Origin of the sequence: Pseudomonas arsenicoxydans (genome assembly GCF_900103875.1) — a bacterium.
GTDB classification, from domain to species: Bacteria; Pseudomonadota; Gammaproteobacteria; order Pseudomonadales; family Pseudomonadaceae; genus Aquipseudomonas; species Aquipseudomonas arsenicoxydans.
The window spans coordinates 6,388,831-6,412,018 of record NZ_LT629705.1; the positions used below are offsets into that span (position 1 = coordinate 6,388,831).

General features: G+C 59.4%; 21 protein-coding genes and 1 pseudogene. 8 read left to right on the plus strand and 14 right to left on the minus strand.

The window, feature by feature from the left end; translation table 11 throughout:
* Positions 1–26 precede the first annotated feature (26 nt).
* From pdxJ to lptF, 8 genes are all read right to left on the minus strand, one after another.
* On the minus strand, positions 27–773 hold the full coding sequence (pdxJ, locus tag BLQ41_RS29885; protein ID WP_090188067.1) for a pyridoxine 5'-phosphate synthase: 747 nt from the start codon (positions 771–773) through the stop codon (positions 27–29).
* Between the two features lie 51 nt (positions 774–824).
* Entirely contained in the window at positions 825–1,508 is a 684-nt protein-coding gene (gene recO, locus BLQ41_RS29890; protein WP_090188070.1) for a DNA repair protein RecO, read from the minus strand.
* 166 nt (positions 1,509–1,674) lie between these two features.
* Positions 1,675–2,577 carry a GTPase Era gene (gene era, locus BLQ41_RS29895; RefSeq protein WP_008151577.1) on the minus strand — a complete coding sequence of 301 codons (903 nt, stop codon included), beginning with the start codon at positions 2,575–2,577 and terminating at the stop codon, positions 1,675–1,677.
* Positions 2,570–3,259, minus strand: a complete 690-nt coding sequence (gene rnc, locus BLQ41_RS29900) for a ribonuclease III (protein ID WP_059403405.1) — start codon at positions 3,257–3,259, stop codon at positions 2,570–2,572. The genes era and rnc overlap by 8 nt, the downstream gene beginning before the upstream one ends.
* Positions 3,260–3,442: 183 nt before the next feature.
* Positions 3,443–4,297 carry a signal peptidase I gene (gene lepB / locus BLQ41_RS29905; RefSeq protein ID WP_090188073.1) on the minus strand — a complete coding sequence of 285 codons (855 nt, stop codon included), beginning with the start codon at positions 4,295–4,297 and terminating at the stop codon, positions 3,443–3,445.
* A 5-nt stretch (positions 4,298–4,302) separates the two neighbouring features.
* Positions 4,303–6,102, minus strand: a complete 1,800-nt coding sequence (lepA, locus tag BLQ41_RS29910) for a translation elongation factor 4 (protein ID WP_090188076.1) — start codon at positions 6,100–6,102, stop codon at positions 4,303–4,305.
* A gap of 170 nt (positions 6,103–6,272) precedes the next feature.
* Entirely contained in the window at positions 6,273–7,334 is a 1,062-nt protein-coding gene (gene lptG, locus BLQ41_RS29915) for an LPS export ABC transporter permease LptG (RefSeq protein WP_090188079.1), read from the minus strand.
* Positions 7,327–8,445 (minus strand): LPS export ABC transporter permease LptF, encoded by a 1,119-nt coding sequence (gene lptF / locus BLQ41_RS29920; RefSeq protein ID WP_090188082.1) that lies wholly within the window; start codon positions 8,443–8,445, stop codon positions 7,327–7,329. The genes lptG and lptF overlap by 8 nt, the downstream gene beginning before the upstream one ends.
* A 307-nt stretch (positions 8,446–8,752) precedes the next feature.
* Between lptF and BLQ41_RS29925 the strand changes: the two genes are divergently transcribed.
* The 6 genes and pseudogenes from BLQ41_RS29925 (at position 8,753) to rlmF (ending at position 16,702) form a co-directional block, all read left to right on the plus strand.
* Positions 8,753–10,243, plus strand: coding sequence for a leucyl aminopeptidase (locus BLQ41_RS29925; protein WP_090188085.1), 1,491 nt, complete (start codon positions 8,753–8,755; stop codon positions 10,241–10,243).
* A 60-nt stretch (positions 10,244–10,303) separates the two neighbouring features.
* Positions 10,304–10,732 (plus strand): DNA polymerase III subunit chi, encoded by a 429-nt coding sequence (locus BLQ41_RS29930; protein ID WP_090188087.1) that lies wholly within the window; start codon positions 10,304–10,306, stop codon positions 10,730–10,732.
* 8 nt (positions 10,733–10,740) lie between these two features.
* On the plus strand, positions 10,741–11,142 hold the full coding sequence (locus tag BLQ41_RS29935) for a DNA polymerase III subunit chi (RefSeq protein ID WP_090188090.1): 402 nt from the start codon (positions 10,741–10,743) through the stop codon (positions 11,140–11,142).
* Between the two features lie 128 nt (positions 11,143–11,270).
* Complete coding sequence (locus BLQ41_RS29940) at positions 11,271–14,117, plus strand: valine--tRNA ligase (RefSeq protein WP_090188094.1); 2,847 nt, start codon at positions 11,271–11,273, stop codon at positions 14,115–14,117.
* Positions 14,118–14,224: 107 nt separating this feature from the next.
* Positions 14,225–15,478: pseudogene (locus BLQ41_RS29945) on the plus strand (IS3 family transposase).
* Positions 15,479–15,679: 201 nt separating this feature from the next.
* Positions 15,680–16,702, plus strand: a complete 1,023-nt coding sequence (gene rlmF, locus BLQ41_RS29950) for a 23S rRNA (adenine(1618)-N(6))-methyltransferase RlmF (RefSeq protein ID WP_090188096.1) — start codon at positions 15,680–15,682, stop codon at positions 16,700–16,702.
* Positions 16,703–16,846: 144 nt separating this feature from the next.
* Here the strand turns inward: rlmF and BLQ41_RS29955 are convergent, their stop codons facing one another.
* Positions 16,847–17,128 carry an HU family DNA-binding protein gene (locus BLQ41_RS29955; RefSeq protein WP_007905514.1) on the minus strand — a complete coding sequence of 94 codons (282 nt, stop codon included), beginning with the start codon at positions 17,126–17,128 and terminating at the stop codon, positions 16,847–16,849.
* A 405-nt stretch (positions 17,129–17,533) separates the two neighbouring features.
* Here BLQ41_RS29955 and yejK point away from each other — a divergent pair, with 405 nt between their 5' ends.
* Both yejK and BLQ41_RS29965 read left to right on the plus strand, forming a co-directional pair.
* Positions 17,534–18,538, plus strand: a complete 1,005-nt coding sequence (gene yejK, locus BLQ41_RS29960; RefSeq protein ID WP_007944833.1) for a nucleoid-associated protein YejK — start codon at positions 17,534–17,536, stop codon at positions 18,536–18,538.
* Positions 18,538–18,888, plus strand: a complete 351-nt coding sequence (locus tag BLQ41_RS29965) for a glutaredoxin family protein (protein WP_090188099.1) — start codon at positions 18,538–18,540, stop codon at positions 18,886–18,888. The genes yejK and BLQ41_RS29965 overlap by 1 nt, the downstream gene beginning before the upstream one ends.
* 34 nt (positions 18,889–18,922) lie before the next feature.
* Here BLQ41_RS29965 and BLQ41_RS29970 read toward each other — a convergent pair whose 3' ends face one another.
* The 5 genes from BLQ41_RS29970 to BLQ41_RS29990 form a co-directional block, all read right to left on the minus strand.
* Complete coding sequence (locus BLQ41_RS29970; RefSeq protein WP_090188101.1) at positions 18,923–19,858, minus strand: glutathione S-transferase family protein; 936 nt, start codon at positions 19,856–19,858, stop codon at positions 18,923–18,925.
* A gap of 88 nt (positions 19,859–19,946) precedes the next feature.
* Positions 19,947–20,258, minus strand: a complete 312-nt coding sequence (locus tag BLQ41_RS29975; protein WP_090188103.1) for a GIY-YIG nuclease family protein — start codon at positions 20,256–20,258, stop codon at positions 19,947–19,949.
* Positions 20,259–20,298: 40 nt separating this feature from the next.
* The gene (locus BLQ41_RS29980; RefSeq protein ID WP_090188106.1) at positions 20,299–20,769 is read right to left on the minus strand and encodes a nuclear transport factor 2 family protein; all 471 of its coding nucleotides are present in this window, start codon (positions 20,767–20,769) and stop codon (positions 20,299–20,301) included.
* Between the two features lie 100 nt (positions 20,770–20,869).
* Positions 20,870–22,177, minus strand: a complete 1,308-nt coding sequence (locus tag BLQ41_RS29985; RefSeq protein WP_090188108.1) for a CynX/NimT family MFS transporter — start codon at positions 22,175–22,177, stop codon at positions 20,870–20,872.
* Positions 22,167–22,826: a FadR/GntR family transcriptional regulator gene (locus BLQ41_RS29990; RefSeq protein ID WP_090188111.1), complete on the minus strand. Its 660-nt coding sequence runs from the start codon at positions 22,824–22,826 to the stop codon at positions 22,167–22,169. Before BLQ41_RS29990 ends, BLQ41_RS29985 begins: the two co-directional genes overlap by 11 nt.
* Positions 22,827–23,188 lie beyond the last annotated feature (362 nt).

Here is a 23,188-nt window from a genome sequence, read left to right on the forward strand (position 1 = left end):
CCGCTCCCACAGGGTCTTGTGTTGTATCAGGCCTTGGCAGCAGCGGCCAGGATCAGAGCTTTCATTTCCGACACTGCCGACTTGAACCCGACAAACAACGCATGAGCCACCAGCGCATGGCCGATGTTCAGTTCGTTAATGCCCTTGATCGCGGCCACCGCTTCAACGTTGTGATAGTGCAGACCGTGACCGGCGTTGACGATCAACCCCTGGGCCAAACCAAAGGCCACACCGTCAGCGACCCGCTTGAGCTCTTCAGCCACTTCGGTAGGCGTCTCGGCATCGGCGTAACGGCCAGTGTGCAATTCGATGGCTGGGGCGCCGACGCGACGTGACGCTTCGATCTGCCGCTCGTCCGCGTCGATGAACAGCGACACTTCACAACCGATCTTCGCCAACCGATCCACCGCGGCCTTGATCCGCGCTTCCTGCCCAGCGACGTCCAGGCCACCTTCGGTGGTCAGTTCCTGACGGGTTTCCGGCACCAGGCAAATGTGCGCCGGACGAATGCGCTCGGCGAACGCCATCATTTCCTCGGTGACGCCCATTTCGAAATTCATGCGGGTTTGCAGCACGTCCTTGAGCAGCAACACGTCGCGCTCCTGGATGTGTCGACGATCTTCACGCAAATGCACGGTGATGCCGTCAGCGCCCGCCTCTTCCGCGTCCAGTGCGGCCTTGACCGGGTCCGGATAGCGAGTGCCCCGGGCCTGACGCAGGGTGGCAACGTGGTCGATGTTCACGCCAAGAAGAATGCGATTGCTGGTGGTCACGGAAGCGCTCCTGAAGAGGGGAAAGTTCGGTGCACAGCATACAGGGAGAATTTACGGCTTTCGAAACAACTCTCTGGAAACCAGCGGTCGACCGCCCAGATGCACGGCCAGCGCCTGACGCATCAGGCGCTTGGCAGCGGACAACGCACCCGGTGCCGACCAGTCGGCTTCGGCCATGGCCAACAGTTCGGTGCCGTTGAACAGACCGGGTTGGAGCAAGTAGACCCGCTCCAGGCCGGCGTCCACTTGCAAACGGTAGAGACCGTCCGGGGCGATGGGCTCGCCGTGGATGTCGGTGTTCAGCGCAAAGCCGTATCCAAGATCATCCAGCAGGCGCCATTCAAAGGAGCGCAGCAACGGCTCCAGCGGACGCCCTTCAGCCAGGGCCAGCAGAGTCGCGGCGTAGTGATCGAACACCGCGGGATGCGGGTCTTCGGAGGGCAACAGCCGAATCAACAGCTCATTAAGGTAGAGACCGCTGAACAGCGCCTCGCCATTGAGCCAGGTTGAAACACCGGCACTTTCCATGCGCCCGACATTCTTCAACTCGCCACGACCGCGGAATTCGACTTCCAGCGGCACGAACGGCCGCGCCAACGTTCCAGCCTTGCCCCGCGCGCTGCGCAACACCGCCCGCAGCCGACCTTGCGGCGTGAGGAAATCCACCAAGGCACTGGTTTCGCGGTAAGCGCGGGAGTGGAGGACGTAGGCGGGTTGGCCGAGGGGCTGGGACATAGAGTTCTCAATGACAAAGCGCAGTTTTACAAACACCCTAAAACCAATGTGGGAGCGGGCTTGCTCGCGAATACGGTGTGACAGTCAACATTAATGCTGAATGTTACATCCTCTTCGCGGGCAAGCCCGCTCCCACAGGTTTTTCCGGTGTATCTGGAACCGGGTGTTACAGGTCGCCGTAACCCAGCGAACGCAGGGCTCGCTCGTCGTCGGACCAGCCGCCTTTCACTTTGACCCACAGGTTGAGCATGATCTTGGAGTCGAACAGCAGCTCCATGTCCTTGCGCGCCTCGGTGCCGATGCGTTTGATGCGCTCGCCCTTGTCGCCGATGATGATTTTCTTCTGGCCGTCACGTTCGACGAGGATCAGCGCGTGGATGTGCAGGGTTTTGCCCTGCTGCTTGAACTCTTCGATTTCGACGGTGATCTGGTACGGCAGCTCGGCGCCCATCTGGCGCATGATTTTCTCACGCACCAGTTCAGCGGCGAGGAAGCGGCTGCTGCGGTCGGTGATCTGGTCTTCCGGGAAGAAGTGATCGTTTTCCGGCAAGTAACCGGCAATCACGCGTTCCAGGGTTTCCAGGTTATGCCCGTGCTGGGCCGAAATCGGCATGATCTGCGCGTTCGGCAGCTGTTCCTGCAACCAGGTCAGGTGCGGCATCAACTCGGCTTTGTCTTCGATGCGATCGGTCTTGTTGAGCGCCACGATCAGCGGGCCGGTCACGTACTGGACGCGCTCGAGGACCATCTGGTCTTCATCGGTCCACTTGGTGCGGTCAACCACGAAGATCACCACGTCGACGTCTTTCAACGCCGCCGAAGCAGTCTTGTTCATGTAGCGGTTCAGGGCCTTTTCGCCGCCCTTGTGCATGCCCGGGGTATCGACGTAGATCGCCTGCACGGCGCCTTCGGTCTTGATGCCCAGCATGTTGTGGCGGGTGGTTTGCGGCTTGCGCGAGGTGATCGCCAGTTTCTGACCCAGAATGTGGTTCAGCAGCGTGGACTTGCCCACGTTCGGACGGCCGACGATGGCAACATAGCCACAGCGTGTTGCGGTTGAATCAGTCATGGCCATTCTCCACGCCCAGGGCAATCAGTGCTGCAGCGGCCGCTACCTGTTCGGCAATACGACGACTCACACCCTGACCTCGGCTTTTTTCATTCAGTAAGGTGATTTCACATTCGACGAAGAACGTCCGGCAATGCGGCTCACCCTGGATATCCACCACTTCGTAACGCGGCAGCTCACAACCACGCGATTGCAGGAATTCCTGCAGGCGGGTCTTTGGATCTTTGTTGGTGTCGACCAGCGTCAGGCCTTCGAACTCGCCGGCCAGCCAGGCGAGAACGCGCTCGCGCGCCATGTCCATGCCGGCGTCCAGGTAAATCGCACCAATCAAGGCTTCCAGGGCATCGGCCAGAATCGACTCGCGACGGAAACCGCCGCTTTTCAATTCACCCGAGCCAAGGCGCAGGTAGTCGCCGAGGTCGAAACCGCGGGCCAGTACGGCAAGCGTCTCACCTTTCACCAGGCGTGCGCGCAAACGCGACAACTGGCCTTCGCGGGCCAGCGGGAAGCGATCAAACAGCGCTTCGCCAGCAACGAAGTTGAGGATGGCATCACCGAGGAATTCCAGGCGTTCGTTGTTGCGCCCGGCAAAGCTGCGGTGGGTCAGGGCCAGGACCATCAGTTCCTGATCCTTGAAGGTGTAGCCGAGCTGACGCTCTAGACGGCTTAAAGAAACGCTCACGGTTTACCCACGCTGAGTTCGTGGCTGGATTCCACTGCCTTGGCTGAAAGACGGCGCAGGCTTGGGACAATTAACGCTGTGTTCAAAAATAACGTCCTGAATATCATTGTTTTCATGCTTCTGCCGCCGATTGTGCCGACTCCAGAAATGCATTCGGCGCTGTGTTCAACAGCGCCGTTGTGATTACTTGATCAGGCCAACCCGCGAGAAATTCGGCAGGTGACTGAGTTTAGGTTCCGGCCAGCTCATCCAGACTGCGAAGGCCTTGCCGACGATATTCTTGTCGGGAACCATGCCCAGCAGATCCTTGGGAATGCTCGGATCATCCCAGTAGCGACTGTCGTTGGAGTTGTCGCGGTTGTCGCCCATCATGAAGTAGTGCCCGGCAGGCACGGTCCAAGTATGGTCCGGCGTCGCGCGGTAGCGGCTCATTTCCTTGCGGATCAGGTGCTCGGCGGCGCCGAGTTTTTCCTTGTAGAGCTCGGCACTGCCCAGCGTGCCCGGCTCGGAGCCGACCAGTTGCTCGGCGATTGATTCACCGTTGACGAACAGATGTTTGTCGGCGGTATAGCGAATCTGGTCACCCGGCAGGCCGACTACACGCTTGATGTAGTTGACGTTCGGATCGCTCGGATAGCGGAACACCATCACATCGCCACGCTGCGGATTACCCACTTCGATGACTTTCGTGTCGATCACCGGCAGGCGGATCCCGTAAGAAAACTTGCTCACCAAAATGAAGTCGCCGACGTCCAGGGTCGGTTTCATCGAGCCGGACGGAATCTGGAACGGTTCCACCAGGAACGAACGCAGCACCAGCACGATGAACAAAACCGGGAAGAACGACTTGCCGTATTCGACCAGCAGCGGCTCTTTGTTCAGTTTCTCGACCACCACCACATCAGGCTGGCTGACGCTGCCCTGATAGGAGGCAATGGCAGCGCGCCGACGCGGCGCCAGAAAAAGCAGATCGAGCAACGCCAACAGGCCGCAGACGAACACGGCGATGACCAGCAACAGCGGGAAATTTAGTGACATAGGACCTAACTATCCAACCTGAGCACTGCAAGGAAGGCTTCTTGTGGAATTTCCACGTTGCCAACTTGCTTCATGCGTTTCTTACCGGCCTTTTGCTTTTCCAACAGCTTGCGCTTGCGGCTGACGTCGCCGCCGTAGCATTTGGCCAATACGTTCTTTCTGAGTGCCTTGACGGAGGTTCGCGCAATGATCTGCCCGCCAATGGCGGCCTGGATCGCGACGTCGAACATCTGGCGCGGAATCAGTTCTTTCATCTTCTCGGTCAACTGGCGACCTTTGTAGTGCGCATTGTCACGGTGCACGATCAGCGCCAGGGCATCGACCTTGTCACCGTTGATCAGCACATCCAGCTTCACCAGACTAGCCGATTGGTAACGATCAAAATGGTAGTCCAGCGAAGCATAGCCGCGACTGGTGGACTTCAGACGGTCGAAGAAGTCCAGGACCACTTCGTTCATCGGAATATCGTAGGTCACCTGGACCTGGGACCCGAGGAACAGCATGTCGTGCTGCACGCCACGCTTCTCGATACACAGGGTAATGACGTTGCCCAGGTGCTCTTGCGGCACAAGAATATTGGCCCGCACGATCGGCTCGCGCATGTCTTCGATCGAAGACACGTCCGGGAGCTTCGACGGGTTATCGACGTAAATCGTTTCACCGGTTTTCAGCAACAGCTCGAAAATTACCGTTGGCGCTGTGGTGATCAGGTCCAGGTCGTACTCGCGCTCCAGGCGCTCCTGGATGATTTCCATGTGCAGCATGCCGAGGAACCCGCAACGGAAGCCGAAGCCCAGGGCGTCGGAGCTTTCCGGGGTGTACTGCAGGGACGAGTCGTTGAGCGTGAGCTTTTGCAGGGCTTCACGGAAATCTTCGAAGTCGTCGGAGCTGACCGGGAACAGACCGGCGTAAACCTGTGGCTGAATGCGCTTGAAGCCTGGCAGCACGTCTACATCAGGCGTCGAGCTCAAGGTCAGGGTGTCACCGACCGGTGCACCATGAATGTCCTTGATACCGGCGATGATGAAGCCCACTTCGCCGGCTTTCAGGTCAACGGTGGCGGTGTGTTTCGGGTTGAAGACACCGACGCTGTCCACCAGGTGGATCTTGCCGGTGGACTTGACCAGGATCTTGTCGCCCTTCTTCACCCGACCGTGACGCACGCGAACCAGGGAAACAACACCCAGGTAGTTGTCGAACCAGGAGTCGATGATCAACGCTTGCAGCGGATCTTCGTAGTTGCCGGTCGGCGCAGGAATGGTGTGAACCAGGCGCTCGAGCACTTCGTCGACGCCCAGGCCGGTCTTGGCACTGCACTCGACCGCGTCGGTGGCGTCGATGCCGATGATTTTTTCGATTTCTTCTTTTACGCGGTCCGGATCGGCCTGAGGCAGGTCGATCTTGTTCAGCACCGGCATGACTTCAAGGCCCTGCTCGATGGCCGTGTAGCAGTTGGCAACGGACTGCGCTTCAACACCCTGACCGGCGTCAACCACCAGCAACGCACCTTCACAAGCCGCAAGCGACCGGCTGACTTCATAGGTAAAGTCAACGTGGCCGGGGGTGTCAATGAAGTTCAGCTGGTACTTGATGCCATCGCGGGCGGTGTAATAAAGGGTGACGCTGTGGGCCTTGATGGTGATCCCGCGTTCACGTTCCAGGTCCATGGAGTCCAGTACCTGGGCTTCCATTTCGCGCTCGGCAAGGCCGCCGCACATCTGGATGAAGCGATCGGCCAGCGTCGACTTGCCATGGTCAATGTGGGCGATGATGGAGAAATTGCGGATATGACTCAAATCACTCACGGATCAACACTCAAAAAGGCTGCAGGCATAGCCCGCCGAAAAATAGCCGGGAATTGTACCTGATCCTCGGCGCAAGCGTCACGTTCGCAGGTCAGACGGCGCTTACAAAAACGCCCCGGTCTTGCGACCGAGGCGTTTTTTTTGCCTGCAAGATCAGGAAAAACCCCGGATCAGCCAGCCCGACGCAACAAAAAGACACCGGCAATGGCACAGACACCGGCCGGAATCAGCACAGCAAACAGCGGCGAGAAACCGAATACCAGACTCGAAGGTCCCAGCAAATCCTGGACGATACGGAAGCTGAAGCCGACCAGCACGCCAGTGAAGACCCGCTGACCGAGGGTCACCGAGCGCAACGGGCCGAAAATAAAGGAAATCGCCATCAGTACCAGCGCGGCGGTCACCAACGGCTGCAACACCTTGACCCAAAATGCCAGCCAGTAACGGCCATTGCTCAATCCCTGGTCAGCCAGGTAGTGGATGTAGCCCCACAGACCGCTGATCGACAGCGAATCAGGCGACATCACCACGGTATCCAGCAGTTGAGGGCTCAGGGCAATTTCCCAGCGCTCGTCCTGCGCGGTCACTACTTCCGTGCTCTTGTCATGGAACAGCGTGGTGGTGACGTCGGTAAGCTGCCAGTGATCCTTGTCGAACTCTGCACGCTTGGCGAAGCTTGAGGACAGCATGTGGCGTTGATCGTCGAAACGATAACGGGTCACGCCATACAGCAGGCCATTGGGTTGCACGGAGTTGACGTGAATGAACTCCTCCCCCTGGCGGTGCCACAGGCCATGTTTGGCGCTTTGCGCATCACCACTGCCCTGGGCCAGCGAGCGATTGGCCTGCGCGGTCACTTCGGTGGCCGGCGCGATGTATTCGCCGATCAGCACACCCACCACCATCAAGACCAGCATCGGCTTCATGACCGCCCAGACGATCCGGCCAATCGACACACCGGCGGCGCGCATGATGGTCAGTTCACTGTGGCTGGCGAGGCTGCCGAGGCCGATCAGACAGCCGATCAGCGCCGCCATCGGCAGCATGTCGTAAAGACGCCGCGGTGCCGTCAGCAAGACGTAGCTGAGCACGTCCATCAGGGTGTAGGTGTCGCTGACTTCACTCATCTCATCGATGAAGGCAAACAGCGTCGCCAGCCCGAGAATAATCCCCAGTACCGCGAGGATGGCTACGAATACGCTGCTACCGATGTAGCGATCGAGCTTAACCACGGGCCACCTCCAGCGCACTGCGGCGACTCGCCATCTTCAAGCGAAGCGGCTCCCAGTAGAGCAGACCCAGGCCAATGACCAGGAAAAGCGCGTGGACCCACCACAACCCCAACGCTGGCGGGATCTTGCCCTTGTCGAGGGCACCGCGAGCGGCAATCAGGATAGTCAGGTAAGCCATATAAAGAAGAATCGCCGGCAGCAGCTTGAGGAAACGGCCCTGACGTGGGTTGACCCGCGACAGCGGCACCGCCATCAGGCTCACGATGAATACCAGTAGCGGCAGGGACAGACGCCATTGCAATTCGGCACGAAGGCGCAGGTCGTCGCTGCCGATCAGGGAACTGGTAGTCATGGCGTCACGGTCGGTGACTTCGTCGCTGACATCCGGCTTGGGCAGCAAGACGCCGTACTCGTCGTACTTGATGGCCCGATAGTCGGCCTGCCCCGGGTTACCGTCGTAGCGATAGCCGTTGTCGAGAATCAGGTAGCGGTTGCCGTCAGGGCGGATTTCCTGGCGGCCCTTTTCGGCCACCAGCACGGTAATCCCGCGATCCTTCTCATCGGAACTGACGTTCTTTTGCGAAATGAACACCCCGCCCAGATTGATGCGGTCATCCGACAGTTGCTCGGTGTAGGTCACCCGGGTGCCGTCGCGCAGGGCCTGGAAGCGCCCCGGCTCCAGGGTATCGAACTCGGTCAGCGCGTCCTGCTTGTTCAACAGCAGCTGGAACTGATTGGCACCTTGTGGCGCCAGGCTCAGACTCAGCCAGGCCACGATCAGCGCCACCAGCGTGGCCGGAAACAGGGTCATGACAAACAGACGCTGCTGGCTCATGCCGGTAGCCGACAATACGGTCATTTCGCTTTCGAGGTACAGGCGACCGTAGGCCAGCAGGATCCCGAGAAACAGGCCCAGTGGCAGGATCAGTTGCAGAAAGCCAGGCAGGCGAAAACCCATGATCAGGAACAGCGAGCCCGGATCCAGCAGGCCCGAGGCCGCCTGGGCAAGGTATTTGATGAAGCGACCGCTCATGATGATGACCAACAGCACGGCGCTGACGGCGCTCAAGGTCAACAGGACTTCGCGGGACAGATAACGGAAGACAATCAAACCAGACACTCCAGGGTTGTCAGGCTAAGGCGGCCAAACAAGCAAACGTATCAGACAGCCCGCAAGGCAGGGCCGCCGAAAAAGTTGGCGCATTATCCTGTGATTGGGTGCGCCTGTCACTGCGCACGCTCAAGCAGGCGGTTAATGCGTTGAAGATCGTACGACCGAGGGTTGTCAGGCGCAGGGAGCGAGGTTCAAACTGCGGCCTTTGTCGCGGGCCGTGACCTGCGTCTTTCTATTTATAAGCAAGCGTCTGTGCGCCGCCATTTTGCCCGCGCACGTTGACCATTAATTCAGGGACCCGGACATGGAACTGGTTGTAAAAAGCGTTAGCCCAGAAACGTTGAAGACCGCCACTCTGGTGGTCGCCGTCGGCGAAGGCCGCAAGCTCGGCGCCGCTGCAAAACAACTCGATGACCTGAGCGGCGGCGCCATCAGCGCTGTACTCAAGCGCGGCGATCTGGCTGGCAAAGTCGGTCAGAGCCTGTTGCTGCACAGCCTGCCCAACCTCAAAGCCGAACGCGTTTTGCTGGTGGGCGTAGGCAAGGACGAAGAACTGGGCGATCGCCCGTTCCGTAAAATCGTCGCTGGCCTCCTTAATACCCTCAAAGGCCTGGGCGGCGGCGATGCCGTGCTGGCCCTGGACGAAATCGTGGTCAAAGGCCGCGACAGCTACGGCAAGACCCGCCTGCTGGCTGAAACCCTGGTGGACGGCGAATACACGTTCGATCAGTTCAAGAGCCAGAAAGCCGAGCCGCGCGCCCTGAAGAAAATCACCTTGGTGACCATCAAGGCAGCACAGGCTGAAGTCGAACGCGCAGTGGCTCACGCTACTGCCATCGCCAACGGCATGGCCTTCACCCGTAACCTGGGCAACCTGCCACCGAATATCTGCCACCCGACATTCCTCGGCGAACAGGCCAAGGGCCTGGGCAAGGAATTCAAAAGCCTGAAAGTCGAAGTCCTTGATGAGAAGAAGATCAAGGACCTGGGCATGGGCTCGTTCTACGCCGTCGGCCAGGGCAGCGCCCAGCCACCGCGCTTGATCGTCATGCAATACAACGGCGGCAAGAAATCCGAGAAGCCATACGCACTGGTCGGCAAGGGCATCACCTTTGACACTGGCGGCATCAGCCTGAAACCGGGCGCCGGCATGGATGAGATGAAGTACGACATGGGCGGCGCAGCCAGCGTGTTCGGCACCCTGCGTGCCGTGCTCGAACTGAAACTGCCGATCAACCTGGTGTGCATCCTGGCGTGCGCCGAGAACATGCCGAGCGGCAACGCTTCGCGCCCGGGCGACATTGTCACCACCATGAGCGGCCAGACCGTGGAGATCCTCAACACCGACGCCGAAGGCCGCTTGGTGCTGTGCGATGCCCTGACCTACTCCGAACGCTTCAAGCCGCAAGCCGTGATCGACATCGCGACCCTGACCGGCGCTTGCGTCGTCGCGCTGGGCGCCCACACGTCCGGCCTGCTGGGCAACAACGACGAGCTGATTGGCCAACTGCTGAGCGCCGGCAAGGCTGCCGACGACCGCGCCTGGCAATTGCCGCTGTTCGATGAGTATCAAGAACAGCTGGACAGCCCGTTCGCCGACATCGCCAACATTGGCGGGCCGAAAGCCGGCACCATCACCGCAGCCTGCTTCCTGTCGCGCTTCACCAAGAACCTGAACTGGGCACACCTGGACATCGCTGGCACCGCATGGACCAGCGGCGGCAAGGACAAGGGCGCCACTGGCCGTCCGGTTCCGCTGCTGACCCAATACCTGCTGGACCGCGCCAAAGCCTGAAACCGATGACCCTGGGCTGCGTCACTTTCCGGTGACGCCGCCCGAGGCTCAGGAACCGCAATGACCAAAGTCGACTTCTATATCCTGCCCAGCGCCGATCCGTCAGCGCGGCTGGATTTCGCCTGCAAGCTCACCGAAAAGGCCTGGCGCATGGGCCACCGCATCTACCTGCATTGCAGCGATGCCGCCCAGCGTGATGACCTCGATGCACGGTTGTGGGCCTTCAAGGGCGAAAGCTTTGTGCCCCACGGCCACGCCGAAAGCGAACCGGATAGCTTGATTGTTCTGGGACTGGGCGATGACTGCGGTCCGCATCAGGACCTGCTGGTCAACCTTGACCTGAAAGTGCCGGCCTTCGCCAACAAATTCGCCCGCGTGGCGGAGGTGGTGGTGGAAGATCCGACGATTCGTGCGGCTGCGCGGGAGAGTTTCCGTTTCTACCGTGAACAGGGCTATCCTCTGCAAGATCACCGTTTACAGCGACTCTGAGCATTCCGATGGACACTCCGAAACCGCAACAAAAGTCCACGCACCTGTTGGACGACCTTGAGTCGATCCGCCAACTGCTTGGCGACGACAACCTGCAACCACCGCTGCTGACCGACACGGTCATTGATGGTGATCAGGAACAGATTCCGATGTTGTTCGAACCTGCCGGCCCCGCGCCGCAGCCGGTCGCATCGACACCACCGCCGGCCCCGGCAACTGCACCGCAAACGGCTGCCAGCAAAGGCCCCGACGCATTGCTGCACCTGGACAGCGAACTGCGTGCCGCTGCGCTATTGATCATGCAAGACGTGATCGACGACTTCGCCCCGCACATCGAAACCGAGATCAAGCGTCGGCTTGATGCGCGGATGGAACGGCTGCTCGCCGCAGCTACAAGCGGCAAGCTTTAAGTCGCAAGCAAAGCAAAAGCCAAGCCAGCCACGCCCTTCTTGCAGCTTGTGGCTGGTAGCTTGCCGCTGCCCCCGAGGCTATACTTCCCGGCTTTTCCTGAATAAATGCCAATAGGGTCCCGCCGCGCATGGATAAGACCTACCAGCCGCACGCCATTGAAACTTCCTGGTACAACACCTGGGAGTCAGAGAACTACTTCGCCCCGCAAGGCGCGGGCGAGTCCTACACCATCATGATCCCGCCGCCGAACGTCACCGGCAGCCTGCACATGGGTCACGGCTTCAATAACGCGATCATGGACGCCCTGATCCGTTTCCGTCGCATGCAGGGTCGCAACACCCTGTGGCAGCCAGGCACTGACCACGCCGGTATCGCCACACAGATGCTGGTGGAGCGCCAACTTGAAGCCCAGGGCCAGAGTCGTCACGACCTGGGCCGCGAGCAATTCCTTGAGAAGGTCTGGGAATGGAAGGATCAGTCCGGCGGTAACATCAGCCGTCAGATCCGTCGCCTCGGCTCGTCCGTGGACTGGAGCCGTGAGCGCTTCACCATGGACGACGGCCTCTCGGAAGCCGTGAAAGAAGCCTTCGTTCGTTTGCACGAAGACGGCCTGATCTATCGCGGCAAGCGCCTGGTCAACTGGGACACCAAGCTGCACACGGCGATTTCCGACCTCGAAGTGGAAAACCACGACGAGAAAGGTTTCCTGTGGAACCTCAAGTACCCGCTGGCCGACGGCGCCAAGACCGCTGAAGGCAAGGATTACCTGATCGTCGCGACCACTCGCCCGGAAACCATGCTCGGCGACGCCGCCGTCGCCGTGAACCCGAACGATGAACGCTACAAAGCCCTGGTCGGCAAGTTTGTCGAGCTGCCGCTGGTCGGCCGCCGCATCCCGATCATCGCCGACGATTACTGCGACCCCGAGTTTGGCACCGGCTGCGTGAAAATCACCCCGGCCCACGATTTCAACGACTACGAAGTCGGCAAGCGCCATAACCTGCCGCTGCTGAACATCTTCGACAAGAACGCCCACATTCTGCCGGCCGCCCAGGTGTTCAACCTCGACGGCAAGCTGAACGAAAGCATCGACGGCAAGCTGCCGGCCGAATACGCCGGTCTGGACCGCTTCGAAGCACGCAAGCAGATCGTTGCCGCGTTCGACGCCGCCGGCCTGCTGGTCAGCGTCGACGATCACGCCCTGAAAGTACCGAAAGGCGACCGCTCCGGCACCATCATCGAGCCTTGGCTGACCGACCAGTGGTACGTGTCGACCAAGCCATTGGCCGAACCTGCGATTGCCGCCGTTGAAGACGGACGCATCCAGTTCGTGCCAAAGCAGTACGAAAACATGTACTTCTCGTGGATGCGCGACATCCAGGACTGGTGCATCAGCCGTCAGCTGTGGTGGGGCCACCGGATCCCGGCCTGGTACGACGAGTCGGGCAAGGTCTATGTCGGTCGCGACGAAGCCGAAGTACGCGTCAAGAACAACCTTGGCCCGGACGTCGCGCTGCAACAAGACAATGACGTTCTCGACACCTGGTTCAGTTCGGGGCTGTGGACGTTCTCCACGCTCGGCTGGCCGGAGCAGACTGAATTTCTGAAGAAGTTCCACTCCACCGACGTGCTGGTGACCGGCTTCGACATCATTTTCTTCTGGGTCGCCCGGATGATCATGCTCACCATGCATTTGGTGAAAAACGAAGACGGCACGCCGCAGGTTCCGTTCAAGACCGTTTATGTTCACGGTCTGGTGCGTGATGGCCAGGGCCAGAAGATGTCCAAGTCCAAGGGCAACGTCCTGGATCCGCTGGACATCATCGACGGCATCGAACTGGAAGAGCTGGTGCAGAAACGCACCTCCGGCATGATGCAGCCGAAACTGGCGAAGAAGATCGAGAAGCAGACCCGCGACGAGTTCGCCGACGGCATCGCCAGCTATGGCACCGACGCCCTGCGCTTCACCTTCTGCTCGCTGGCCTCCACCGGCCGCGACATCAAGTTCGACATGGGCCGCGTCGAAGGCTATCGCAACTTCTGCAACAAGATCTGGAACGCCGCGCGTTATGTTCTGGACAAGGGCGAAGACTGCGGTCAGAACGGCGAGGCGTACGAGCTGTCACTGGCGGATCGCTGGATCATTTCGCAGCTGCAACGCACCGAAGCCGAAGTGACCCGTCAACTCGACCAGTTCCGCTTCGACCTGGCGGCGCAAGCCTTGTACGAGTTCATCTGGAACCAGTATTGCGACTGGTACCTGGAACTGTCCAAGCCTGTGCTGTGGGACGAAAACGCCCCGGTAGAGCGTCAGCGTGGCACCCGTCGCACGCTGGTTCGGGTGCTGGAAGTCGCGCTGCGCCTGGCGCACCCGTTCATGCCATTCATCACCGAAGAAATCTGGCAGCGCCTCGCGCCGCTGGCCGGTATCGAAGGCAAGACGATCATGCTGCAACCTTGGCCTGTGGCCAATGAAGCACGCATCGACCCGGCGGCCGAAAACGACATCGAATGGCTCAAAGGCCTGATGCTCGGCACACGTAACATTCGTGGCGAAATGAACATCGGCCCGGGCAAGCCCCTGACCCTGTTCCTGAAAAACGTCAGTGCCGAAGATCAGCGTCGCCTCACCGAGAACGACGCCCTTCTGAAAAAACTGGCCAAGCTCGAGTCGATCACTGTGTTGGCTGCCGGCGAAGAAGCACCGCTGTCCGCCACCGCACTGGTTGGCGAGATGGAAGTGCTGGTGCCGATGGCCGGCCTGATCGACAAAGACGCCGAACTGGCACGCCTGGACAAGGAAATCCTGCGTCTGCAAGGCGAAGTGCAACGCGTCGGCGGCAAGCTGTCCAACGCCGCGTTCGTTGACAAGGCCCCGGCCGAAGTCATCGACAAGGAACGCGCCAAACTGGCTGAAGCCGAACAGGCCTTGGGCAAGTTGGCCGAGCAACATGCGCGGATTGCCAGTTTGTAACGGCACATCGCAATGAAAAAGGGAGGCCACATGGCCTCCCTTTTTCATGCCTCTGTCCCGTCCTGAATAAGGTTTACACCTTCTGATCTGTTTTTCAGGAGGACGTAATGGAATCCGCAAAAAGGCGTAGTCAGCGAGACTACACGCTGACCTTTAAATTGTCGGTCGTCGACCAGGTCGAAAAAGGCGAGCTGAGTTATAAAGAGGCTCAGGAGCGCTACGGGATTCAAGGCAAAACGACCGTTCTGACATGGTTACGCAAGCACGGTCGTCAAGATTGGAGCCCCGGCACCTACATTGGCTCGCCGAGGATGGGGTCTATGCCCGACAAAAACCGACCATTAACGCCAGAGCAGCGCATCAAAGAGCTTGAAGAGCAGTTGGCGCTGTCCAATCAGAAAGCGCAGTTTTTCGAGGCCGTCGTGGACGTCTTGAAAAATGACTACGGTCTCTCTGTCGTAAAAAAGCGTCCCGGCAAGTCCTCGCGCAAAAACGAATCCAAAACCTGAGCATCAGCAGGGCTTGCCAGTTCATGGGGATAAGCCGACAGGCTTACTACAAACGCAATCGCGCCGATGCTGCTCGTCTGATTCTGGATCAGAAAGTTGCCGATTTCGTTCAGCAAAAGCGCCTGCGGCAGCCGCGGTTGGGCACTAGAAAGCTGCATTACCTGCTGCAATGTCAGCCGCTGCTTGAGCTGCAAGTAGGGCGAGATCGCCTGTTTTCGATTCTGCGCGAACGGCGTTTATTGGTAGCGCGAAAGCGGGCGTATCACAAGACAACCGACAGTCATCATCGCTTTCGACGCCATCCGAACCTGCTCAAACCGGGGCCTGAACAGGTTGTTCCCAGCGGCCCGGAACAGGTTTGGGTGGCTGACATCACCTATCTGCCCACTCAGGAAGGCGTGGCCTATCTGAGCCTTGTGACGGATGCTTTTTCGCGAAAGATCGTGGGCTATCACGTCCATGAAAGCCTGCACACCGAGTCGGTCGCGCAAGCGCTGCGCCGGGCGGTGAAGCACCGTCGAACGGAGCAGCCACTGGTTCATCACTCGGACAGAGGCAGCCAGTATTGCTCGGGAATGTACCAGGAACTGCACGCGAAACACGGCATCAGGTGTTCGATGACGGACGGCTATGACTGCTACCAAAATGCCTTGGCAGAGCGGGTCAACGGGATATTGAAGACGGAGCTTTTGCTCCAGCGACCACAGGATTTAACGCAGGCGAAGAAGATGGTGAGCGAGTCGGTATCGATCTACAACCGCGAGCGTCCGCACCTGTCGTTGAAATACAAAACGCCCGAGGCGATGCATCGGGCGTTAGGGTGAAACAGGTGTAAACCTATTTCAGGACTAGACACTCGAACTTCCCCGTAGGAGCTGTCGAGTGAAACGAGGCTGCGATCTTTTGATCCTGTCTTTAAAAAACAACGTCAAAAGATCGCAGCCTCGTTTCACTCGACAGCTCCTACAAGGAAAATCCTTGCGACCGGGTGCTCATGGACTGGATGTGGGACAATACCCGCCACTTTTAGCCATACCCGAATCGACCACGCCCATGAACGCCCCCCGCACACCAAAACCTGCGCGTAAGAAGCCTGTCCCCGCCACCCCGGCCAAAGCCGTGGAACCGCGTGAAAAGGCCAGCCTGCACCCGCGCAATCGCCACCAGGGTCGCTACGACTTCCCGGCGCTGATCAAAACCACGCCGGAACTGGCGAAGTTCGTGATCATCAACCCGTACGGCAAGGAAAGCATCGACTTCGCCAGCCCCGACGCGGTGCGCGTGTTCAACCGGGCGTTGCTCAAGTCGTTTTATGGCATTGCCCATTGGGACATCCCGGCCGATTACCTGTGCCCACCGGTGCCGGGCCGTGCCGACTACGTGCACTTCCTGGCCGACTTGCTGGCCAGCGTCAACGACGGCGAAATCCCGCGTGGCGCGCCGGTCAAGGTCCTCGACATCGGCATGGGCGCCAACTGCGTCTATCCGTTGATCGGCTACAGCGACTACCGCTGGCACTTCCTCGGCTCGGAGATCGACCCGACAGCCGTCGCCGCCGCCAAAGCCATTGTGCAGTCCAACGGTTTGAACAAAGCCATCCAGTTGCGCCAGCAAAGCAACCCCAAGCACATCTTGCTGGGCCTGCTTGAACCCGGCGAACGCTTTGACCTGACCATGTGCAACCCGCCGTTCCACGCCTCGATGGACGAAGCGACCAAGGGTAGCGAGCGTAAATGGCGCGCACTGGGCCGCGCCGACCCGAAACGCAAACTGCCGGTGCTGAATTTTGGTGGCCAATCGGCAGAACTGTGGTGTGAGGGTGGCGAAGCACGCTTTGTCACGCAATTGATCGCCGAGAGCGCGCACTTCCAACACAAAGTGCTGTGGTTCAGCACTCTGGTGTCGAAGGCTTCCAACCTGCCAGCCATCCAGACCGCGCTGAAAAAGGCCGGCGTGCTGGAAAGCCAGGTGGTGGAAATGTCCCAGGGCCAGAAGCAAAGCCGCTTCGTCGCCTGGACTTTCCAGACCAAGTCCGAGCAGCAAGTGTGGCGCGAGCGCTGGGTTAAAAAAAGCTGAGTCACTGACCGGCGCAGATCAACTGTGGGAGTGAGTCGGCTCACTCCCACATTGACTTAGGGGCATTGCAGGTCAATCACTGAATCGCAGACACAAAAAAACCGTGCCCGGATCGCTCCGGAGCACGGTTTTTTTTAACAAGTCTTACTTGTTAACAGCGTCGGTCAGGCCTTTGGCCACAACCAGCTTGATAACTTTTTTGGCAGCGATTTCGATGGCAGCGCCAGTCGAAGGGTTACGGCCGGTACGGGCAGGACGCTCAGTCACTTTCAGCTTGCCGATACCTGGCAGAGTGATTTCGCCGCCGTTTTCCAGCTGATCGGCAACGATTTGGCCCAGTTGGTCCAGAGCGTTACGCGCGGTGGTTTTTGGCGCGTCGATAGCTTCAGCGATGTCGGCGATCAGTTGGTCTTTAGTAAGAGCCATGTAGTGTTCCTTCCCTATCAAATTCATATGGATTGCAGAGTGCAGTGTCAGCCATCGAGCCCGATCTTCTGGATCTGGCACCCTCGGCCAATAACCACGGGATCGGGGTTATAGATACCGAAATCAGGGTTTGGTTCGACCTGACAAATGCTGAATGCACGCTTAACGCAGTGACTTCGCGTAAGACCGGGCAAAACTAGCACAGAGACGGGGAAATATCCGCCTCTAGCTACCCATTTGGTCAGCTTTATTGCTCTAAAACGGCAAAAAACTGCATAAGCGCCGCTGGACACCCGGGAATTGCCCTTCGCGCCGCGCCAAACCAGTGGTTGCGGTACACTTGGCACTTTTTCGGGAGCCTGCCCTGCTCTCCCCAACCAGCCGCTTCAATCAGCCGAGAAGCCCATGCCGATCCGTCATTGCATCGTCCACCTGATCGACAAAAAACCCGACGGCACACCTGCAGTTCTCCATGCTCGCGACTCGGAACTGGCCGAGTCGAGCGCCATCGAGAACATGCTTGCCGATCTCAACGAAAGCTATAACGCCAAACAAGGCAAGGCCTGGGGTTTCTTCCACGCCGAATCCGGCGCGCACCCGTTCAGTGGCTGGCTGAAGGAATACTTCGAAGGCGGCAAGGATTTCACCGCCTTCAGTCGGGTGGCGGTCGAGCATCTGCAAAAGCTGATGGAAGAGTCGAACCTCTCTGTGGGCGGCCACGTGCTGTTTGCACACTACCAACAGGGCATGACCGACTATCTGGCGATCGCCCTGCTGCACCACAGTGAAGGCGTTGCAGTGACCGATCAGCTGGACGTGACGCCGTCCCGGCACCTCGACCTGGGCCAGTTGCACCTGGCGGCACGGATCAACGTGTCCGAGTGGCAGAACAACAAGCAGTCCAAGCAGTACATTTCGTTCATCAAAGGCAAGAACGGGAAAAAAGTTTCAGAGTATTTCCGGGACTTTATCGGGTGCCAGGAAGGGGTCGACGGCCCCGGTGAAACCCGCACGCTGCTCAAGGCTTTCAGCGATTTCGTCGAAAGCGAAGATTTGCCGGAAGAATCGGCTCGCGAGAAGACCAAGACCCTGGTCGATTACGCCAGCAGCCAGGCCAAGCTTGGCGAGCCTATGGGCCTGGAAGAGCTCTCGGAATTGATCGACGAAGAACGCCCGAAGGCCTTCTACGATCACATCCGCAACAAGGATTACGGCCTGTCCCCGGAGATTCCGGCAGATAAGCGCACCCTGAACCAGTTCCGTCGCTTCACCGGGCGCGCTGAAGGCCTGTCTATCAGCTTCGAAGCGCACTTGCTGGGCTCGAAGATCGAATACGACGAAGAAGCCGGCACGCTGATCATCAAAGGCTTGCCGACGCAGCTGACCGACCAGCTCAAGCGACGCAACTGATGTTGGGCGGCGTGCTGAAGAAATTCCTGCTGATCCTGCTGGTGGTCGTGGTCTATCAGAACTGGGGCAAGATCGAGCGGGTGTTCCATCCTTCGCAGGTTGTGTCCGAGCAGACCCAGGCCAAGGCCAATGTCGTGCTCTACGCCACCGACTGGTGTGGCTACTGCAAACTGACCCGGCGTTTTCTCGATCAGAAAGGCATTCCGTACAAGGAGTTCGACATCGAGAAGGACGCCGAGGCACGCAAGGCCTATGAAGCGCTGGGCGGACGCGGGATTCCGCTGATCGATGTGAATGGCACGTTGATTCGCGGCTATGACCCGGACGAAATTCTCGCCGCACTGAAATAACGGCGGGAGCAGTCTCGCTCCCACCTTTCGTACGTCAGTGTTTTTCGATGCGGAAGCCAAAACGCGGAAAGTGCACATGCACCACACCGGCGCGCTCGTCTTCACGGCGCAAAATCAATTCCTCGCGGCCCGCAAACAACAGCTCTCCCGTCACAGGGTCAACCCCGTAATCGGTTGCGGCAATCACCACTTGTTGACCCACTTCAAAACCATTGGGCTCATCAAATTGCTCCTCCGGTAACGCAGCTGGCGTGGCATCGCGCGCCACGGCCAATGCTTCCTCGGAAGTCATCTCGCTGAACGCGCCGTGCCCGAAACCCATCACACGCCCGAACCACGCCGACACCGCTGGATACGCATCAACCAAGGGTGCTGTCACGTGCGTGGCTTTGAGGAACCACAATGGATGAGCCAGGGCAAAGTCAGCAATCGACGGCTCGCCAAACAGGAAGTCGCCCTCCTCGCGCTGAAGCTGCTGCTCCAGACGCGCCATGAGGGTCGGCCATTGGTGTCTGGCTTGCTCGGCGGACAACCTCGTAGAGCTACCGCCGCTGAACAGTCCGGCGCGATCGGCGATGAACGCCTTGATCGCCTCCGGCGGCAAATGGCCGAAGCGCACGGCGACCGATTCCGGCTGAAACACCAGGCTCACCGCGTGCTGGAAGACCACCGAATCGGCCCAGGCAGCGAAGCTCGCGACAATCATTTCCTGGCCTTCGGGAAAGAATGCCGGCAAGGCTTTTTCCTGCTCCAGTCGACGGGCGATCAACGAAGTGTCGCAATAAATATCCGCGCCAATCTGCAGCACCGGCGTCTTGCGGTAGCCACCGGTCAATGCGGTCAGATCGGGTTTCGGCATCACCGGCGAGATCTTTACCGACCGCCAGGACAGGCCTTTGAAGCCCAGCAACAAGCGCGCCTTTTCAGCAAAAGGGGACGTCGGGTAATTGTGAAGAATCAGCTCGGACATGCTCGGCTCCGCCGCACGGATAGGGAATCCGCAGCTTAGCGCGCAATCGGCAGGCAGCCTACAGATCTGCCTGATGGGAACTTATCAGTCAGGTTGATAAGCCAGTGGCAGCGCTCGCGACCAGGCATTCCTTGGCGCTTTTCTTGAGTTTTTTTATCAAGCGTTCCTGACGCAACGCTTCGCTTTTGTCACGGCAGACCTCGGTATAAACCAGGGCCACGGCAGGACTGGAGAGGAAGAATCGTGCCCCTTTGCCACGTTGATGGGTCGCGAATCGACGCACGGGATCATCGCTGATCCCGCAGTAGAGCGAACCATTGGCGGCGCGAACGAGGTAGACGAACCAGGGTTTGCTCACCGGCGCATCGGCATCGACAGGGATTTCGCTGAGGGTGTTCACGTGACGATCAAGGCTTGAAAGGAAACAAGCCGCGATCTTATCAGCGACTGGCCTGGAATGCCTTCAGCCCCTTCAAGGCCTGGGCGCGAACGGCGTTTCTCACCGCTGGCGTCCAGCCCAGCAGCAATCCCTTGAACCCCAGCGCTTGCCGGGACCAGGCCCACATATCGAAACTGTCATGGTGTTCGCAGATCTTGCCATCGCGAAAAACGAAGCGCGCCTGAATATCGTTGACCACGATGTTGCCGGTCTGGCTGAACAGGTATGTCGCGACCCAGTGCGCGCCGCCGGAGCGATCATCGGCTCGCACATTATCAAAGGTCAGCGAAAAATCTTTCGCCCGGGTGGTGAGCATGCGCCACATGTCACCAGCATCACGACCGCGAAGTTCGCCGAATGCCGGATCACTGAACACCACGTCGTCGGTATAGCAGGCGCTCATGGCCTCGGCATCCAGCCTCTGGAAGGCTTGGTAGAATCGGGTGATCAATGCGCTGTGGGCATCACTCATGGACAAGCTCCGAACGATTGCAGGATTGCCTGCACGATAATCAACAAATGCGCGGAACACTATCGGCATTCGTGGGCGGAATACCGACAGTGCATGCCGGTCAGATCCTTTCGCTTTCGACCTGAACGTACAACGAGCGCCCGGCACCGAGGCCGGCGACGATCGCGCCAAGGCCGATGACGCCGAAGATCCAGCCCAGGGCCGTCCAGCCACCAGTCCAGTCATGCACGATACCGACCGCGAACGGCCCCATCGATGCCAGGGTGTAGCCGAAGCCCTGAGCCATGCTCGACAGGTTGGCCGCGACGTGAGAATCCCGTGAGCGCAGCACAATCAGGGTCAGCGCCAGGCTGAACGCACCGCCCTGCCCCAGACCGAGCAGAATCGCCCAGCCCCACAGGCCTTCGATCGGCGCGTAGAGACAACCGAACAGTCCACCGAGCGTCAGCAGCATGACCACCACAATCGCCAGCCGTTGATCCTTGCCACGCGTAGCCAGCCAAGGCGCCGCCAGTGAACTGGCCAGCTGGATGATGACCGAACCCGACAACACCAGGCCCGCCTGTGTCGGGGTCAGGCCGCGACCGATCAGGATCGACGGCAACCAGCCGAACACGATGTAGGCCAGTGACGATTGCAGGCCCATATACAGCGTCACTTGCCAGGCCAACGGATCACGCAACAGCCCGCGGACCCGATATGCAACGTTGTGCGAACCGTGTTTTTGACCCACTTGCGGCAGCCAGAAAATCGCCGCGACCAACGCGGGCACCACCCAGAATCCGAGACCCAAGGCCCAGCTCTTGTCGAAATGCTCACTCAGCGGCACTGTCGCGCCTGCCGCCATCGCAGCGCCCAGGCACAGTGCCATGGTGTAGACACCGGTCATGGCCCCGGCCTGTTTCGGGAAATCGCGCTTGACGATGCCCGGCAACAGAACGCCGATGACACCGATGCTAGCGCCCGCTAACACACTGCCGGCAAACAGGCCGGTCTCACCGAACGAACTGCGCAGGATGATCCCGCCGGCCAGCATCAACAGAATCCCCAACACCACTCGTTCGGCGCCAAAACGCCGCGCGAGCAAGGGTGCCAGCGGAGCAAACAAGCCCAGACACAGCACGGGCAACGTCGTCAGCAAACCGGCCTGGGCCGCCGATAGACCGAGGGTCTTCGAGACCTCGCTGAGCATCGGCGCCATGCTCGACAGTGCCGGACGCAGGTTCAGCGCCACCAGAATCAACCCCAGTAGCAACAGCCACGGACGACGCAGGATCGGGTGACTTTGCTGGACCGCTTCGTCGTCGGCCTCGCAGTCGATCAGCAGCTCTTCGAGCTCCGCGGTGCGCTTGGGCGCAGGAATGTTGCTGTTGCGGCTGGACATGGGATTCTCGGTTTCAAGGTTCATTGATCAACTGCCTCGACAAGGCTTTGGCCCGTTCCGGGTCGCGTTGTTCGACCGCATCAAGCAGTTCGATATGAAGGTCGAACACCTCTTGGCGTCGAGGAGTGATGTTCAGTGTCTGGCGCAACTGCGCGCCGATGATGCTGGAGAAATAGCGATACAGTTCGCTGAGGGCCGGGTTGTGCGCGGCGTCCACCAGGCGACGGTGAAACACCAGGTCGCAGGCGATGTAACTGTCGAGATCGCCGTGGTAATGACTGCCACTGATGCCCAGCGCTTCACGCAACGCCACCAGGTCTTCATCAGTTCTGCGTAGCGCGGCGAGACCGATGGCTTCGACTTCGAGGATGTGCCGAGTTTCACGGGCCTGCTCATGGGAGCAACGGGACAGAGCTTTCAGGGTGTCCAGCGGATCGACCACTGCCCGCAAGTAGCTGCCGTCGCCCTGGCGGATCTCGATCAAACCGGAAAACGCCAACACGCGCATGGCTTCACGCACGGTGTTGCGGCTGATGCCCAATTCGGCGGACAGCTCTGGTTCGGTGGGCAAGCGTTGGCCAACTACCCAGATGCCTTCATTGATGCGCCGGCGCAGTAGGTCCAGCGCTTGATCGACCAGGGATCGCTTAACTAATGGTGAAATGTCTGACATGGAATTCGCCCTTTCATCCAATCATAGGATGAATTTTCTGACATGTTAGTCAGCTTCGCTTGGGACGGCAACCGACTACGGTGAAAAAGCGGTAGTGGAGCGTGATGTTGTTCACTTTTGGGGTTGGGCTGGTTGGGGTTGGGGTTGGGGTTGGGTACATATCCGTTTTTGGGGTAACGGCGGCTATTGGTTCCGCCCTGACGGCGGGTTACTTGGAAAAGCGCCAAGTAACCAAGCGCTTGCGCCCCTGACGTACGGTGCCTCGCCTAGGCTCGGCATTCCCTCACTCCGGTCCTGCTCCGTGGGCCCGCCGCCATCGGCCATCCATGGCCGGGGGCGGCTAACCCGGCATCCATGCCGGG